At 70.1% G+C, this 15,839-nt stretch carries 15 protein-coding genes; all 15 read left to right on the forward strand.

The window, feature by feature from the left end:
- Nucleotides 1-117: 117 nt before the first annotated feature.
- The 15 genes from pgsA to OIE74_RS32130 all read left to right on the forward strand — a co-directional run bounded on the left by pgsA (nucleotide 118) and on the right by OIE74_RS32130 (nucleotide 15,831).
- Nucleotides 118-828: a phosphatidylinositol phosphate synthase gene (gene pgsA, locus OIE74_RS32060; protein ID WP_329389866.1), complete on the forward strand. Its 711-nt coding sequence runs from the start codon at nucleotides 118-120 to the stop codon at nucleotides 826-828.
- A complete protein-coding gene (locus tag OIE74_RS32065; protein ID WP_329389868.1) occupies nucleotides 825-1,826 on the forward strand; it encodes a phosphatidylinositol mannoside acyltransferase in 1,002 nt (333 codons plus the stop codon). The genes pgsA and OIE74_RS32065 overlap by 4 nt, the downstream gene beginning before the upstream one ends.
- Entirely contained in the window at nucleotides 1,823-2,986 is a 1,164-nt protein-coding gene (locus OIE74_RS32070; RefSeq protein ID WP_329389870.1) for a glycosyltransferase family 4 protein, read from the forward strand. Before OIE74_RS32065 ends, OIE74_RS32070 begins: the two co-directional genes overlap by 4 nt.
- A 76-nt stretch (nucleotides 2,987-3,062) precedes the next feature.
- A complete protein-coding gene (locus tag OIE74_RS32075) occupies nucleotides 3,063-3,605 on the forward strand; it encodes a hypothetical protein (protein WP_329389872.1) in 543 nt (180 codons plus the stop codon).
- Between the two features lie 131 nt (nucleotides 3,606-3,736).
- Nucleotides 3,737-4,651, forward strand: a complete 915-nt coding sequence (gene pdxS, locus OIE74_RS32080) for a pyridoxal 5'-phosphate synthase lyase subunit PdxS (RefSeq protein ID WP_329389874.1) — start codon at nucleotides 3,737-3,739, stop codon at nucleotides 4,649-4,651.
- Nucleotides 4,641-5,246, forward strand: coding sequence for a pyridoxal 5'-phosphate synthase glutaminase subunit PdxT (pdxT, locus tag OIE74_RS32085; RefSeq protein WP_329389877.1), 606 nt, complete (start codon nucleotides 4,641-4,643; stop codon nucleotides 5,244-5,246). The genes pdxS and pdxT overlap by 11 nt, the downstream gene beginning before the upstream one ends.
- Before the next feature lie 62 nt (nucleotides 5,247-5,308).
- Nucleotides 5,309-6,061 (forward strand): YebC/PmpR family DNA-binding transcriptional regulator, encoded by a 753-nt coding sequence (locus OIE74_RS32090; protein WP_329389879.1) that lies wholly within the window; start codon nucleotides 5,309-5,311, stop codon nucleotides 6,059-6,061.
- 185 nt (nucleotides 6,062-6,246) lie between these two features.
- Nucleotides 6,247-6,804: a crossover junction endodeoxyribonuclease RuvC gene (ruvC, locus tag OIE74_RS32095; protein WP_329389881.1), complete on the forward strand. Its 558-nt coding sequence runs from the start codon at nucleotides 6,247-6,249 to the stop codon at nucleotides 6,802-6,804.
- Nucleotides 6,801-7,427, forward strand: coding sequence for a Holliday junction branch migration protein RuvA (gene ruvA, locus OIE74_RS32100; protein ID WP_329389883.1), 627 nt, complete (start codon nucleotides 6,801-6,803; stop codon nucleotides 7,425-7,427). Before ruvC ends, ruvA begins: the two co-directional genes overlap by 4 nt.
- A 118-nt stretch (nucleotides 7,428-7,545) precedes the next feature.
- Nucleotides 7,546-8,652, forward strand: coding sequence for a Holliday junction branch migration DNA helicase RuvB (gene ruvB / locus OIE74_RS32105; RefSeq protein ID WP_329389886.1), 1,107 nt, complete (start codon nucleotides 7,546-7,548; stop codon nucleotides 8,650-8,652).
- Between the two features lie 164 nt (nucleotides 8,653-8,816).
- Nucleotides 8,817-9,368, forward strand: a complete 552-nt coding sequence (yajC, locus tag OIE74_RS32110) for a preprotein translocase subunit YajC (protein ID WP_329389888.1) — start codon at nucleotides 8,817-8,819, stop codon at nucleotides 9,366-9,368.
- 144 nt (nucleotides 9,369-9,512) lie between these two features.
- Nucleotides 9,513-11,291, forward strand: a complete 1,779-nt coding sequence (secD, locus tag OIE74_RS32115; protein WP_329389890.1) for a protein translocase subunit SecD — start codon at nucleotides 9,513-9,515, stop codon at nucleotides 11,289-11,291.
- A gap of 1 nt (nucleotide 11,292) precedes the next feature.
- Nucleotides 11,293-12,435: a protein translocase subunit SecF gene (gene secF, locus OIE74_RS32120; protein WP_329389892.1), complete on the forward strand. Its 1,143-nt coding sequence runs from the start codon at nucleotides 11,293-11,295 to the stop codon at nucleotides 12,433-12,435.
- Complete coding sequence (locus tag OIE74_RS32125; protein WP_329389894.1) at nucleotides 12,432-12,977, forward strand: adenine phosphoribosyltransferase; 546 nt, start codon at nucleotides 12,432-12,434, stop codon at nucleotides 12,975-12,977. The genes secF and OIE74_RS32125 overlap by 4 nt, the downstream gene beginning before the upstream one ends.
- A gap of 205 nt (nucleotides 12,978-13,182) precedes the next feature.
- Entirely contained in the window at nucleotides 13,183-15,831 is a 2,649-nt protein-coding gene (locus tag OIE74_RS32130) for a RelA/SpoT family protein (RefSeq protein ID WP_329389896.1), read from the forward strand.
- The last annotated feature ends 8 nt before the right edge of the window (nucleotides 15,832-15,839 follow it).

A 15,839-nucleotide genomic window follows, 5' to 3' on the forward strand; every position in this document is an offset into this window, starting at 1 on the left:
TTCGAGCTTTCCACTCGCGTCGGCCCGCGTCCATACGTCGGTCACCAAGTCGGGCGGGACCGCCCGTTCCGCCCGAGCTTGGCTCCCCGGCGGTGGAGCGCCGCCGTCCTGGCTACGATGGGCCAGCCGGTGGCCGATGGGGCCGCCTGCCCAACGACCGTCGGGAAGGCCATGCTGAACAAGTACGCGCGTGCATTCTTTACGCGTGTCCTCACCCCGTTCGCCGCGTTTCTGCTCCGCCGGGGGGTGAGTCCCGACGCTGTGACGCTCATCGGTACCGCGGGAGTGATGGCGGGAGCGCTGTTCTTCTTCCCCCGCGGAGAGTTCTTCTGGGGCACGATCGTCATCACGCTCTTCGTCTTCTCCGACCTCATCGACGGCAACATGGCGCGGCAGGCCGGGATCTCCAGCCGGTGGGGGGCCTTCCTCGACTCCACGCTCGACCGGGTCGCCGACGGCGCGGTCTTCGGCGGATTCGCGCTCTGGTACGCGGGGACGGGCGACAACAACGTGCTGTGCGCCGTGTCGATCTTCTGTCTGACGAGCGGCCAGGTCGTCTCGTACACGAAGGCCCGCGGTGAATCCATAGGGCTGCCGGTGGCCGTCAACGGGCTGATCGAGCGCGCCGAGCGCCTCGTCATCTCGCTGGTGGCGGCGGGGCTCGCCGGCATGCACAAGTTCGGGGTGCCCGGTATCGACATCCTGCTGCCGATCGCGCTGTGGGTGGTGGCCGCCGGCAGTCTGGTGACACTCGGTCAGCGAGTGGTGACCGTACGGCGCGAGTCCGCCGAGGCGGACGCGGCCAGGGCCGGCGGGTCGGCCTCATGAGCGGCGGGCGGGACCGGCTGGTCGACGCTCTCTACGGGCTCGGCTGGAGCACCGTCAAGACGCTCCCCGAACCGGTGGCCGTCGCACTCGGCAGGACCATCGCCGACACCGTGTGGAGACGGCGCGGCTCGAACGTGCTGCGGCTCGAATCGAATCTGGCGCGCGTGGTGCCGGACGCGAGCCCCGAGCGCCTCGCGGAGCTCTCGAAGGCCGGCATGCGCTCGTACATGCGGTACTGGATGGAGTCGTTCCGGCTGCCGGTCTGGAGCGCGGAGCGGGTGCGGGACAGCGTCGAGATCAAGGACATTCATCTGCTGACGGAGGGTCTGGAGAGCGGGCGGGGCGTTGTGTTGGCCCTGCCGCATCTGGCCAACTGGGATCTGGCCGGGGCCTGGCTGACCCGGGGGATGGGTGTTCCGTTCACCACCGTCGTGGAACGGCTCAAGCCCGAATCGCTCTTCGACCGTTTTGTCGAATACCGCGAGAGCCTCGGTATGGAGGTGCTGCCGCACACCGGGGGCACCGCCTTCGGGACGCTCGCCCGACGGCTGCGGTCCGGCGGGCTTGTGTGCCTGGTGGCCGACCGGGATCTGTCCGCGTCGGGCGTCGAGGTGACGTTCTTCGGGGAGAAGACCCGGATGCCGGCCGGGCCCGCGATGCTCGCGCAGCAGACCGGGGCACTGCTGTTTCCGGTCTCGCTCCACTTCGACGGGCCGAAACTGATGCGGGGACGGGTGTATCCGGCCGTCGAGGTGCCGGAGACAGGTAAACGTGCCGAGAAGTCGTCTGTGATGGCACAGGCCGTGGCGGACAAGTTCGCCGCCGGTATCGCGGAGCACCCGGAGGACTGGCACATGCTGCAACGTCTCTGGCTCGCCGACCTCGAACCACGACCCGGGGCGGGGGCCGGTCCCGGCTCCGGCGGCGGCTCAGGCTCCGGCAGCGACTCCGGCTCAGGCTCCGGCGGGAGTCCCGAGAAAGTCGGTGGGGCCGGGTGAAGATCGGCATTGTCTGCCCGTACTCCTGGGACGTGCCGGGCGGAGTGCAGTTCCACATCAGGGATCTCGCGGACCATCTGATCCGGCTGGGCCACGAGGTCTCGGTGCTCGCGCCCGCCGACGACGAGACACCGCTCCCGCCGTTCGTGGTCTCCGCCGGGCGGGCCGTTCCCGTGCCGTACAACGGCTCCGTCGCCCGGCTGAACTTCGGCTTCCTGGCCGCGGCCCGGGTACGGCGCTGGCTGCACGACGGCACCTTCGACGTCATCCACATCCACGAACCCACCGCGCCCTCGCTCGGGCTGCTCACCTGCTGGGCGGCGCAGGGGCCGATCGTCGCGACGTTCCACACGTCGAACCCGCGCTCGCGGGTGATGCTCGCCGCGTACCCGATCCTCCAGCCGGCGCTGGAGAAGATAAGCGCACGGATCGCGGTCAGCGAGTACGCCAGGCGCACGCTGGTCGAGCATCTGGGCGGCGACGCCGTCGTCATCCCCAACGGGGTCGACGTCGACTTCTTCGCCAGGGCCGGGATCAACCCTCAGTGGCAGGGCGGCACGATCGGCTTCGTCGGGCGCATCGACGAGCCGCGCAAGGGGCTGCCCGTCCTGATGAAGGCCCTGCCGCGGATTCTCGAAGCGTTCCCCGGTACGAGGCTGCTCGTCGCCGGGCGCGGCGACGAGAAGGAAGCGGTGGAGTCGCTTCCCCAGGAGATGCGCGGCAGCGTCGAATTCCTCGGCATGGTGAGCGACGAGGACAAGGCACGGCTGCTGCGCAGCGTCGACCTGTACGTGGCGCCCAACACCGGGGGCGAGAGCTTCGGCATCATCCTGGTCGAGGCGCTGTCGGCGGGTGCCGCGGTGCTGGCGAGCGACCTGGACGCGTTCGCGCAGGTCCTGGACCAGGGCGCGGCCGGGGAACTGTTCGCCAACGAGGACGCGGACGCGCTGGCGGAGGCGGCCGTACGGCTGCTGGGGGACTCGCGGCGCCGCAAGGAGCTGGGTGAGCGCGGCAGCGCGCATGTGCGGCGCTTCGACTGGTCGACGGTGGGGGCGGACATCCTCGCGGTCTACGAGACGGTGACGGACGGCGCGGCGTCGGTGGCCACGGACGAACGGGTCGGCCTCCGCGCCCGCTTCGGGCTGGCGGCCCGGGACTAGAGCGTGTCCGGGGCCCGGCTCCCCGATTTGGGACGGGGTGGGGGAACACGCCCCCACCACCAGTAGCCTGCCGTGCGTGACCGAAACCCTGATCTGGATCTTCGCCGGGCTCTTGGCGATCGGCCTGTACCTCAGCTGGACCGCCGGCCGCCTCGACCGACTGCACGCGCGGATCGACGCGTCACGGGCCTCCCTCGACGCCCAGCTGCTGCGCCGCGCCTCGGTCGCCCAGGAGCTGGCCACCGCGGGCCTCCTCGATCCCGCGGCCTCGATCGTCCTCTACCAGGGCGCGCACGCCGCGCGTCAGGCCGAGGACGAGCAGCGTGAAGTGGCCGAGAGCGAGCTGAGCGAGGCGTTGCGGGCCGTCTTCGGAGAGCCCGCGCAGGTCGAGACGGTACGGGCGGCTCCGGGCGGCGACGAGGCCGCCGACGAGCTGGCCGCCGCCGTACGCCTCGTCCCCATGACCCGGCGCTTCCACAACGACTCCGTACGGGCGGCCCGCGCGCTGCGCCGGCACCGTACGGTCCGCTGGTTCCGGCTCGCCGGGCACGCGCCGTTCCCGCTCGCCTTCGAGATGGACGACGAGCCGCCGGTGGCCCTCGCGAACCGTCCCGCGTAGCGGGAGCCGGGGGAGGGGGCCGCGAGAACGATCCACAGGCCTTCCATTGGCCCTTGCTGTGGACTGGTCCGGAGAGGTTTGCTTCGCCTCGTCAACCGCTCCCGTCCCGTCCAACCAGTGAGGTCGTTCCCGTGTCCAGCACGCTTATCCCCACCAGCCAGACCCCCGAGACCGGCACCGCGCGCGTGAAGCGTGGCATGGCCGAGCAGCTCAAGGGCGGCGTGATCATGGATGTGGTCACCCCCGACCAGGCCAAGATCGCCGAGGACGCCGGCGCGGTCGCCGTGATGGCGCTGGAGCGTGTGCCCGCCGACATCCGTAAGGACGGCGGCGTCGCGCGGATGTCCGACCCCGACATGATCGAGGGCATCATCGAGGCCGTCTCGATCCCGGTGATGGCCAAGTCCCGCATCGGCCACTTCGTGGAGGCCCAGGTCCTGCAGTCCCTCGGCGTCGACTACATCGACGAGTCCGAGGTCCTCACCCCGGCCGACGAGGTCAACCACGCCGACAAGTGGGCCTTCACCACGCCGTTCGTCTGCGGCGCCACCAACCTGGGCGAGGCCCTGCGCCGTATCGGCGAGGGCGCGGCCATGATCCGCTCCAAGGGCGAGGCCGGCACCGGCAACGTCGTCGAGGCGGTCCGTCATCTGCGCCAGATCAAGAACGAGATCGCCCGGCTGCGCGGCTACGACAACAACGAGCTGTACGCAGCCGCGAAGGAGCTCCGCGCCCCGTACGAGATCGTCAAGGAGGTCGCCGAGCTGGGCAAGCTGCCCGTCGTGCTCTTCTCGGCCGGCGGCGTGGCCACCCCGGCGGACGCCGCCCTGATGCGCCAGCTCGGTGCCGAGGGCGTCTTCGTCGGCTCCGGCATCTTCAAGTCCGGCGACCCAGCCAAGCGCGCCGCCGCCATCGTCAAGGCCACCACCTTCTACGACGACCCCAAGATCGTCGCGGACGCCTCGCGCAACCTCGGCGAGGCCATGGTCGGCATCAACATCGACACCCTGCCCGCGTCCGAGCACTACGCGAACCGTGGCTGGTGACCAGGACGCCGCGCGCGGCCCGCTGATCGGCGTCCTGGCCCTCCAGGGCGACGTACGGGAGCACCTGGCCGCCCTAGCGGCGGCCGGTGCCGTGCCGACGACCGTACGGCGCCCGGACGAACTGGCCGCCGTCGACGGCCTGGTGATCCCCGGCGGCGAGTCGACGACCATGTCCAAACTGGCCGTCCTCTTCGGGATGCTGGAGCCGCTGCGCGAGCGCGTACGCGAAGGGATGCCCGTCTACGGCACCTGCGCCGGCCTGATCCTGCTCGCCGAGAAGATCCTCGACCCGCGCTCCGGGCAGGAGACCGTCGGCGGCATCGACATGATCGTCCGCAGGAACGCCTTCGGGCGGCAGAACGAGTCCTTCGAGGCGGCCGTCGACGTGGCCGGTGTGGGACCGGTGGACGGGGTCTTCATCCGGGCCCCGTGGGTCGAGTCGGTGGGCGCCGATGTGCGGGTGCTGGCCGAGCACGAGGGGCATGTCGTCGCCGTACGGCAGGGCAACGCCCTCGCGACGGCGTTCCATCCCGAACTCACCGGCGACCACCGGCTGCACGGCTTCTTCACGGAGATGGTGCGCTCCGCGGGGTGAGGGGATCCCGGTAGGATCTCTGCCGAACGGAGCAGGATTGGTTACGCGAAGGAGACAGGCAGATGTCCGGCCACTCTAAATGGGCTACGACGAAGCACAAGAAGGCCGTGATCGATGCCAAGCGCGGCAAGCTCTTCGCGAAGCTGATCAAGAACATCGAGGTCGCGGCCCGCACCGGGGGCGCCGACGTCGACGGCAACCCGACCCTTTTCGACGCCATCCAGAAGGCGAAGAAGAGCTCGGTGCCGAACAAGAACATCGACTCGGCCGTCAAGCGCGGCGCCGGCCTGGAGGCCGGTGGCGCCGACTACGAGACGATCATGTACGAGGGTTACGGGCCCAACGGTGTCGCCGTGCTCATCGAGTGTCTGACCGACAACCGCAACCGTGCCGCCTCCGACGTCCGCGTCGCGATGACCCGCAACGGCGGCTCGATGGCCGACCCCGGCTCCGTGTCGTACCTGTTCCACCGCAAGGGCGTCGTGATCGTCCCCAAGGGCGAGCTGGGCGAGGACGACGTCCTCGGCGCGGTCCTCGACGCCGGCGCCGAGGAGGTCAACGACCTGGGTGAGTCCTTCGAGGTGCTCAGCGAGGCGACCGACCTGGTCGAGGTCCGCACGGCGCTCCAGCAGGCCGGCATCGACTACGACTCCGCCGACACCAACTTCGTGCCGACCATGCAGGTCGAGCTGGACGAGGACGGCGCACGGAAGATCTTCAAGCTGATCGACGCGCTGGAGGACAGCGACGACGTGCAGAACGTCTTCGCCAACTTCGACGTCTCGGACGAGGTCATGGAGAAGGTCGACGCCTGACCGGCGGGCGCGCCGGCGCGCGTCGCCGGCGTCAACTCGGCTGTACGCGGCGGGCCGACGGGGACACACCTCCCGTCGGCCCGCCGCGTTGTCGGTGCCGACCGATACTGTGCTGATCAGGGGTTCTGACTCACCGGCAGAACTGGTGACCGGGCGGGACCGGGAGTGTGAGGGGGAGGGGCGCGATGCGGGTACTGGGCGTGGACCCCGGACTGACGCGATGCGGTGTCGGCGTCGTCGAGGGCGTCGCGGGACGCACGTTGACGATGCTCGGCGTCGGTGTGGTGCGCACACCCTCCGACGCGGACCTCGGATCGCGCCTCGTCGCCATCGAGCGGGGAGTGGAAGCCTGGCTGGACGAGCACCGGCCCGAACTGGTCGCCGTGGAGCGGGTGTTCAGCCAGCACAACGTCCGTACGGTGATGGGGACGGCCCAGGCCAGCGCGGTCGCCATGCTGTGCGCGGCCCGCCGCGGCATCCCCGTCGCCCTGCACACCCCCAGCGAGGTCAAGGCCGCCGTCACGGGCAGCGGGCGCGCCGACAAGGCACAGGTCGGCGCCATGGTGACCCGGCTGCTGCGACTGGACGCGCCGCCCAAACCGGCCGACGCCGCCGACGCCCTCGCCCTCGCGATCTGTCATATCTGGCGCGCCCCCGCCGTCAACAGGCTCCAGCAGGCGCACGCCGCGGCGAAGGCGTCCCGCCCCGCCGGCTACACCCCCGTACGGAAGGTTCCCCGATGATCGCCTTCGTCAGCGGCCCGGTGGCCGCGCTCGCCCCGACCTCCGCGGTGATCGAGGTCGGGGGCGTCGGCATGGTGGTCCAGTGCACCCCGGCCACCCTCGCCGGGCTGCGGATCGGTGCGGAGGCGAAGATCGCCACCTCGCTGGTCGTCCGGGAGGACTCGCTCACGCTGTACGGCTTCGCCGACGACGACGAGCGCCAGACGTTCGAGCTGCTCCAGACCGCCAGCGGTGTCGGTCCGCGCCTCGCCCAGGCGATGATCGCGGTGCACTCGCCCGACACCCTGCGGGTCGCCGTCGCCACGGGCGACGAGAAGACGCTGACCGCTGTCCCCGGCATCGGTAAGAAGGGTGCGCAGAAGCTGCTGCTGGAGCTGAAGGACCGGCTCGGCGAGCCCCTCGGCACGCACATCGGCAGACAGGGAATCGGCGCCCCCGTCTCCGCCGGCTGGAACGATCAGCTGCACTCGGCGCTGATCGGTCTCGGTTACGCGACGAGGGAGGCCGACGAGGCGGTCGCGCTGGTCGTCCCCGAGGCCGAGGCGGCGATCGAGGCTGGCGAGGCGCCCGCCGTACCGCGACTCCTGCGGGCGGCGCTCCAGTCGCTGAACCGCACACGCTGACCCGGCGACGTCGCCGGGCGCGGACGGGGCCGGCCGCCCCGGTCGCCGCCCGGCCGGCGCCGGAGCCGAACTCCACGGGACCGTCCAGGGACGTCCCGATTCCATGAGGTGAGCCACAGTGAACTGGGACGACAGCAGCACAGGGACGCCGGGAGGCGGCCCTCCGCCGACGGACGCGGCCGACGGGCCCGAGCGGCTCGTCGCCGCGTCCGCCGACGGCGAGGACCAGGCGGTCGAGGCGGCGCTGCGCCCCAAGTCGCTGGACGAGTTCGTCGGGCAGGAGCGCGTACGGGAACAGCTCGACCTCGTCCTGAAGGCGGCGCTCGCCCGGGGCGCCACCGCCGACCATGTCCTGCTCTCGGGCGCGCCCGGTCTCGGCAAGACCACCCTCTCCATGATCATCGCGGCCGAGATGGGCGCCCCCATCCGCATCACATCGGGCCCCGCCATCCAGCACGCGGGCGACCTCGCCGCGATCCTCTCCTCCCTCCAGGACGGCGAGGTCCTCTTCCTCGACGAGATCCACCGGATGTCCCGGCCCGCCGAGGAAATGCTCTACATGGCCATGGAGGACTTCCGCGTCGACGTCATCGTCGGCAAGGGACCGGGCGCCACCGCCATCCCGCTGGAGCTGCCGCCCTTCACCCTCGTCGGCGCCACCACCAGGGCCGGCCTGCTGCCGCCCCCGCTGCGCGACCGTTTCGGCTTCACCGCGCAGATGGAGTTCTACGAGCCCGTCGAGCTGGAGCGGGTCATCCACCGCTCCGCGCACCTCCTGGACCTGGAGATCGACGCGGACGGCGCCGCCGAGATCGCCGGACGCTCGCGGGGCACGCCACGTATCGCCAACCGTCTGCTGCGCCGGGTCCGCGACTACGCGCAGGTCAAGGCCGAGGGGTACATCAACCGCGACATCGCCTCCGTCGCCCTTCAGGTGTACGAGGTGGACGAACGGGGCCTGGACCGGCTCGACCGGGCCGTGCTCCAGGCCCTGCTCAAGCTGTTCGGCGGTGGCCCGGTCGGTCTGTCGACCCTTGCCGTCGCGGTGGGTGAGGAGCGCGAGACGGTCGAGGAGGTCGCCGAGCCCTTCCTCGTACGGGAGGGACTGCTCGCCCGTACCCCTCGCGGCCGGGTCGCGACCCCGGCGGCATGGGCCCATCTGGGGTTGACGCCACCCCCGCGGAGCCCGGGCGCAAGCGGACAACCGGGGCTGTTCGGGGCGTGAGCGCACAGGCACTCGCCCGAGCAGGAACCCCGGTGCCATGCTGGGCGTTGTTCCATTGATGCGGACTCGCTTAGACTCCGCCGATGCCGCCCGTAACGGTCGGCTACCCACCCCCGTATATCAGGCCGCCCGACAGCGCGGTCGTGCGAAGGAAGTTCCCTCCCGTGAGTCCTGTGACCCTCCTCCCCTTCATCGTGCTCATCGGGGCCATGTTCCTGATGACCCGGTCCGCCAAGAAGAAGCAGCAGGCGGCTGTGCAGATGCGCAATGAGATGCAGCCCGGCACAGGTGTCCGGACGATCGGGGGCATGTACGCCACCGTCAAGGAAGTTCACGACGAGACGGTCCTGCTGGAGGTCGCGCCGGCCGTCCACGCCGTGTACGCGAAGAACGCCATCGGCGCGGTCCTGACGGACGAGGACTACAACCGCATCGTCCACGGCGACGAGGACGAGTTCGAGGTCGACGGCCACGTCGTGCCCGACGACGCCTCCTCGCTGGTCGACGACGACGTTTCGAAGATCGACCTGGGCAAGAAGGACGGCCCGGAAGACGCCGAGACGGAGGCCGAGACCACGGCCGACGCCGACGCCACCGCCGACGCGGCCAAGGCTGACGCGGCCAAGGCTGACGCGGACGTCGACTCGAACGACGCCGAGAAGGAGTCGGTCGAGGCCAAGGACGCCAAGGCCGACGGCGAGAGCGGCGCGAAGTAGTCCCGTCCGGTCCCGCACCACGTCCCCGGGCGTGCCGCGGTCCCCGGACGGCGTCGGCTTTCGCGTGGGCACGTCCCCACAACACTTCGTTGCCGCTCCGTCGCTCACCCGGCGTGGGGCGGTTGGACAGGGAGAAACGAAAAGGTGGCAGCACCTCAGAAGGGCCGAAGGCAGACGGGGGCCCCGGGAAAGCCGGGGCGCACCCTGATCCTGTTCCTGATCGCGATGATCGCCCTCATCGGCGGGATGTTCGGGGCCGGCGAGCTCACGCCGCGCCTCGGTATCGACCTCGCCGGCGGCACGACCATCACGCTCAAGGCCAAGAGCTCGCCGGGCCAGGCGAACGCGGTCAACGAGACCAACATGAACACCGCGGTCGGCATCATCGAGCGTCGTGTCAACGGTCTCGGCGTTCAGGAGGCCGAGGTTCAGACCCAGGGATCCGACAACATCATTGTCAACATCCCCAAGGGCACGAACTCGCAGCAGGCCCGTGAGCAGGTCGGCACCACCGCTCAGCTGTACTTCCGGCCGGTCCTGACCCTCGGCCCCGGTGACCCCGCCGCTCAGCAGCCGCCGCCGGACGCGAACCCGACCCCGAGCGCCGGTGCGAGCGAGAGCCCGAGCCCCTCCGGGAGCGAGAAGCCGAAGGAGACCGCTTCCCCTTCGGGTGACAACGCCCCCAGTCCCTCGGAGACGACCCAGGGCCGTCCCCTCACGGAGGACCTGAAGGCCGACGCGACGCCCACACCGACCGGCTCGGCCTCCGACAAGCCCAGCCCGTCCCCGAGCGAGCCCGCGACACCGCCCGCGGACCCCGCGACGGAGAAGCTCCAGGCCGACTTCGCGGCGCTGGACTGCACGAACGAGAAGGCCAGGGGCGCCCTCGGCGACAACGCGAAGCCGGACCAGCCGACGCTCGCCTGCGGTGAGAACGACGGCGTGTGGGAGAAGTACGTCCTCGGCCCCGCCGAGGTGGGCGGCAAGGACGTCGACGACGCCAACGCCACCATCAACCAGCAGACCGGCCAGTGGATCGTCCAGATGGACTTCACGGGCGGCGGCTCGAAGAAGTTCCAGGCGATCACCAGCAAGCTGTCGCAGCAGCAGGCCCCGCAGAACCAGTTCGCCATCGTCCTCGACGGCGAGGTCGTCTCGGCGCCCTCGGTGCGCCAGACGCTGAGCGCCAACGCCGAGATCTCCGGCAACTTCACCCAGGAGTCCGCACAGGACCTGGGCAACATCCTGTCGTACGGCGCGCTGCCGCTCACCTTCCAGGAGGAGACCGTCACCACGGTCACCGCCGCGCTCGGTGGTGAGCAGCTGCACGCCGGTCTGATCGCGGGCGCCATCGGCCTCGCACTGGTGATCATCTACCTGGTGCTCTACTACCGGGGTCTCGCGCTGATCGCCATCGTCAGCCTCCTGGCCTCGGCGGTCATGACGTACGCGATCATGACCCTGCTCGGACCGGGCATCGGCTTCGCCCTCAACCTCCCCGCGGTGTGTGGTGCGATCGTTGCGATCGGCATCACGGCAGACTCGTTCATCGTGTACTTCGAACGAATCCGTGACGAGATCAGAGAGGGCCGTACGCTGCGGCCCGCCGTCGAACGGGCCTGGCCGCGCGCCCGGCGCACGATCCTGGTGTCCGACTTCGTGTCGTTCCTCGCCGCGGCCGTGCTGTTCACCGTCACCGTCGGCAAGGTGCAGGGCTTCGCGTTCACGCTCGGCCTGACCACGGTCCTCGATGTCGTCGTCGTCTTCTTCTTCACGAAGCCGGTCATGACCCTGGTCGCCCGCACGAAGTTCTTCTCGGGCGGTGGTTCCTGGTCCGGTCTCGATCCGAAGCGCCTCGGAGCGAAACCACCGTTGCGCCGCACACGCCGTATCGGCGCCCCCACCGACCCGAAGGAGGCGTGAGATGTCGCGACTCGGCGAACTCGGCGCGCGGCTCTACCGCGGCGAAGTCGGCTACGACTTCATCAAGAAGCGCATGTTCTGGTACGCGCTCTCGATCCTCATCACCATCACGGCCATCGCGGGCCTGGGGGTGCGGGGGCTCAACATGGGCATCGAGTTCAAGGGCGGTGCCGTCTTCACCACCCCCAAGACGAGCATCTCCGTCTCGGAGGCGCAGGAGCACGCGGAAGCCGCGTCCGGCCACGACGCGATCGTCCAGCAGCTCGGCAACGGCACCCTGCGCATCCAGGTCACCGAGCTGAACACGGCGCAGGCCGACAAGACGCAGACGCAGCTCGCCGAAGACCTGAACATCCCCAAGGAGAAGATCAACGCCGACCTGGTCGGGCCGAGCTGGGGCAAGCAGATCGCCAACAAGGCCTGGACGGGACTCGGGATCTTCATGATCCTGGTGGTGATCTATCTGGCGATCGCCTTCGAATGGAGAATGGCGGTCGCCGCGCTGATCGCCCTGATCCATGACCTCACGATCACGGTGGGTGTGTACGCGCTGGTCGGCTTCGAGGTCACACCGGGCACGGTGATCGGTCTGCTGACCATTCTCGGTTACTCCCTCTACGACACGGTCGTGGTCTTCGACAGCCTCAAGGAGGGGTCGAAGGACATCACCAAGCAGACGCGCTTCACCTACAGCGAGGTCGCCAACCGCAGCATCAACTCGACCCTGGTGCGTTCCATCAACACCACCGTGGTCGCGCTGCTGCCGGTCGCCGGTCTGCTCTTCATCGGTGGCGGATTCCTCGGCGCCGGCATGCTGAACGACATCTCGCTGTCGCTGTTCGTCGGCCTCGCCGCTGGTGCGTACTCGTCGATCTTCATCGCCACTCCGCTGGTCGCCGACCTCAAGGAGCGCGAGCCGCAGATGAAGGCGCTGAAGAAGCGCGTCCTGGCCAAGCGGGCCGCCGCGGTGGCCAAGGGCGAGGCGGCCGAGTCGGCGCACGAGGGTGCCGACGGGCCGGGGGACGACGAGCCGGACGACGGCGAGGGGCCGCACGACGCCCCGCCCGCAGCCGCCGCCGCGGTCGCGGGTCCCCGGAGCCACGGCGGCCGTGGCCGGGGCCGTCCGTCGGGGAAGCGTCGATGACCGACGACAGCACGAGGGAACTGCTCCTCAGCCGGATCCGTGATGTGGCGGACCATCCGAAGCAGGGGGTGATGTTCAAGGACATCACCCCGCTGCTCGCGGATCCGAAGGCCTTCACGGCGCTCACCGACGCGCTCGCGGAGCTGGCCGTGCGGCACGGCGCCACGAAGATCGTCGGGCTGGAGGCGCGCGGCTTCATCCTGGCCGCGCCGGTCGCGGTCCGGGCCGGCATCGGCTTCATCCCCGTCCGCAAGGCGGGGAAGCTGCCCGGAGCGACGCTGTCGCAGACGTACGACCTGGAGTACGGCAGCGCCGAGCTGGAGGTCCACGCCGAGGACCTCCAGGAGGGCGACCGCGTCATCGTCATCGACGACGTGCTCGCCACCGGCGGCACCGCCGGGGCCTCGGTCGACCTGGTCCGCCGGGCCGGAGCCGACGTGGTGGCCGTGGCGGTCCTGCTGGAGCTGGGCTTCCTCGGCGGCAGGGCACGTCTGGAGCCGCACCTGCGGGACGCTCCGCTGGAGGCACTGATCCAGCTCTGACCTCGTCGGCGACGAGCGATGAAATGCGGTGAAAACGGATGCCCCGGGAATTCCACCCGGGGCGTCCGCGTTCTCCCATTCATCAACCCGAAATCCCTCCATGCCCCCGCGCGGTCAACGGTCTCGTGAGCACCCGCGGCACGAGGTCGATACCATGGCCGTTCCGCACCTACCGGGGGACCCCGGAAACGCACGAGGAGCGCTCTTGCCAGACGAGGCCCAGCCACTCGCCGCCGCCCAGCCCGATCCGCACGCAGACCAGGCCATGGCGGCGCCTGCCCCGCCGCAGGACCAGGCGGACGGGTCGAGGACGGCTGCGCGGACGTCTGCCGAGCGGAACGGGTCCGGGCACAGCGCCACCGAGCGGCACGGGTCCGACCTCGATCGCTCCGGCCACGATCGCTCCGAGCGCAACGGGTCCGACCCGAGCCGGGCATCCTCGAAGCCGGCCGACCCGGCCCCCGCAGCCGCGCCGGGCTCGCCCCCGAAGAGCCAGCTCCCGGTCCCCGTCACCGCGCCCAAGCCCCCGCCGGCCGCCCCCTCCCGCTCCGGCGGCTCCTCCAACCGCGTACGCGCCCGGCTGGCCCGTCTCGGCGTGCAGCGCTCGTCGCCGTACAACCCGGTCCTCGAACCGCTGCTGCGGACCGTACGGAGCAACGACCCCAAGATCGACACCGCCGTCCTGCGCCAGATCGAGCGTGCCTACCAGGTCGCCGAGCGCTGGCACCGCGGCCAGAAGCGCAAGAGCGGCGACCCGTACATCACGCACCCCCTCGCCGTGACCACGATCCTCGCCGAACTCGGCATGGACCCGGCCACGCTCATGGCGGGGCTGCTGCACGACACGGTCGAGGACACCGAGTACGGCCTCGACACGCTCCGCAAGGACTTCGGCGACCAGGTCGCCCTCCTCGTCGACGGCGTCACCAAGCTCGACAAGGTCAAGTTCGGCGAGGCCGCCCAGGCGGAGACCGTACGCAAGATGGTCGTCGCCATGGCCAAGGACCCCCGCGTCCTGGTCATCAAGCTCGCCGACCGGCTGCACAACATGCGCACCATGCGCTACCTCAAGCGGGAGAAGCAGGAGAAGAAGGCCCGCGAGACGCTGGAGATCTACGCGCCGCTGGCCCACCGCCTGGGCATGAACACCATCAAGTGGGAGCTGGAGGACCTCGCCTTCGCGATCCTCTACCCCAAGATGTACGACGAGATCGTCCGGCTCGTCGCCGAGCGGGCGCCCAAGCGCGACGAGTATCTGGCCATAGTGACCGACGAGGTCCAGTCCGATCTGCGCGCCGCCCGTATCAAGGCCACCGTCACCGGCAGGCCCAAGCACTACTACAGCGTCTACCAGAAGATGATCGTGCGAGGCCGTGACTTCGCCGAGATCTACGACCTGGTGGGTATCCGCGTCCTCGTGGACACGGTCCGCGACTGCTACGCGGCGCTCGGCACCGTCCACGCCCGGTGGAATCCGGTCCCCGGACGGTTCAAGGACTACATCGCGATGCCCAAGTTCAACATGTACCAGTCGCTGCACACGACGGTCATCGGGCCCAGCGGCAAGCCGGTCGAGCTCCAGATCCGTACGTTCGACATGCACCGCCGCGCCGAGTACGGCATCGCGGCGCACTGGAAGTACAAGCAGGAGGCCGTCGCCGGGGCGTCCAAGGTCCGTACCGACGTGCCCAGGAACGCGGGCAAGGGCGGCGGCCAGGACACCGTCAACGACATGGCGTGGCTGCGCCAGCTGCTCGACTGGCAGAAGGAGACCGAGGACCCCAGCGAGTTCCTGGAGTCCCTGCGCTTCGACCTGTCGCGCAACGAGGTCTTCGTCTTCACGCCCAAGGGCGATGTCATAGCGCTGCCCGCCGGGGCCACCCCCGTCGACTTCGCCTACGCCGTCCATACGGAGGTCGGCCACCGCACCATAGGAGCGCGGGTCAACGGACGGCTCGTCCCGCTCGAATCGACCCTCGACAACGGCGATCTCGTGGAGGTCTTCACCTCCAAGGCGTCGGGCGCCGGACCCTCACGGGACTGGCTGGGCTTCGTCAAGTCGCCACGGGCCAGGAACAAGATCCGCGCCTGGTTCTCCAAGGAACGCCGCGACGAGGCGATCGAGCACGGCAAGGACGCCATCGCCAAGGCGATGCGCAAGCAGAACCTGCCGATCCAGCGGATCCTCACCGGCGACTCGCTCGTCACGCTCGCGCACGAGATGCGCTACCCCGACATCTCGTCCCTGTACGCGGCGATCGGCGAGGGCCATGTCGCCGCACAGGGCGTCGTACAGAAACTCGTCCAGGCGCTCGGCGGCGAGGAGGCGGCCAACGAGGACATCGCCGAGAGCGCGCCGCCCTCGCGCGGACGCTCCAAGCGCCGCTCCAGCAGCGACCCCGGCGTCGTCGTCAAGGGCGTCGAGGACGTGTGGGTCAAGCTCGCCCGCTGCTGTACGCCGGTCCCGGGCGACCCGATCATCGGCTTCGTCACCCGCGGCAGCGGCGTCTCCGTACACCGCGCGGACTGCGTGAACGTCGACTCGCTGTCCCAGCAGCCGGAGCGGATCCTCGAAGTCGAGTGGGCGCCCACCCAGTCGTCCGTCTTCCTCGTCGCCATCCAGGTCGAGGCGCTGGACCGGTCCCGGCTGCTCTCCGACGTCACCCGCGTCCTGTCCGACCAGCACGTCAACATCCTGTCGGCGGCCGTGCAGACATCCCGCGACCGGGTGGCCACCTCGCGCTTCACCTTCGAGATGGGCGACCCGAAGCACCTCGGGCACGTGCTGAAGGCCGTACGGGGCGTGGAGGGCGTCTACGACGTCTACCGCGTCACGTCTGCCCGCAGACCGTAAGGGCGGTT

Origin of the sequence: Streptomyces sp. NBC_01716 (assembly GCF_036248275.1) — a bacterium.
Taxonomy (GTDB): domain Bacteria; phylum Actinomycetota; class Actinomycetes; order Streptomycetales; family Streptomycetaceae; genus Streptomyces.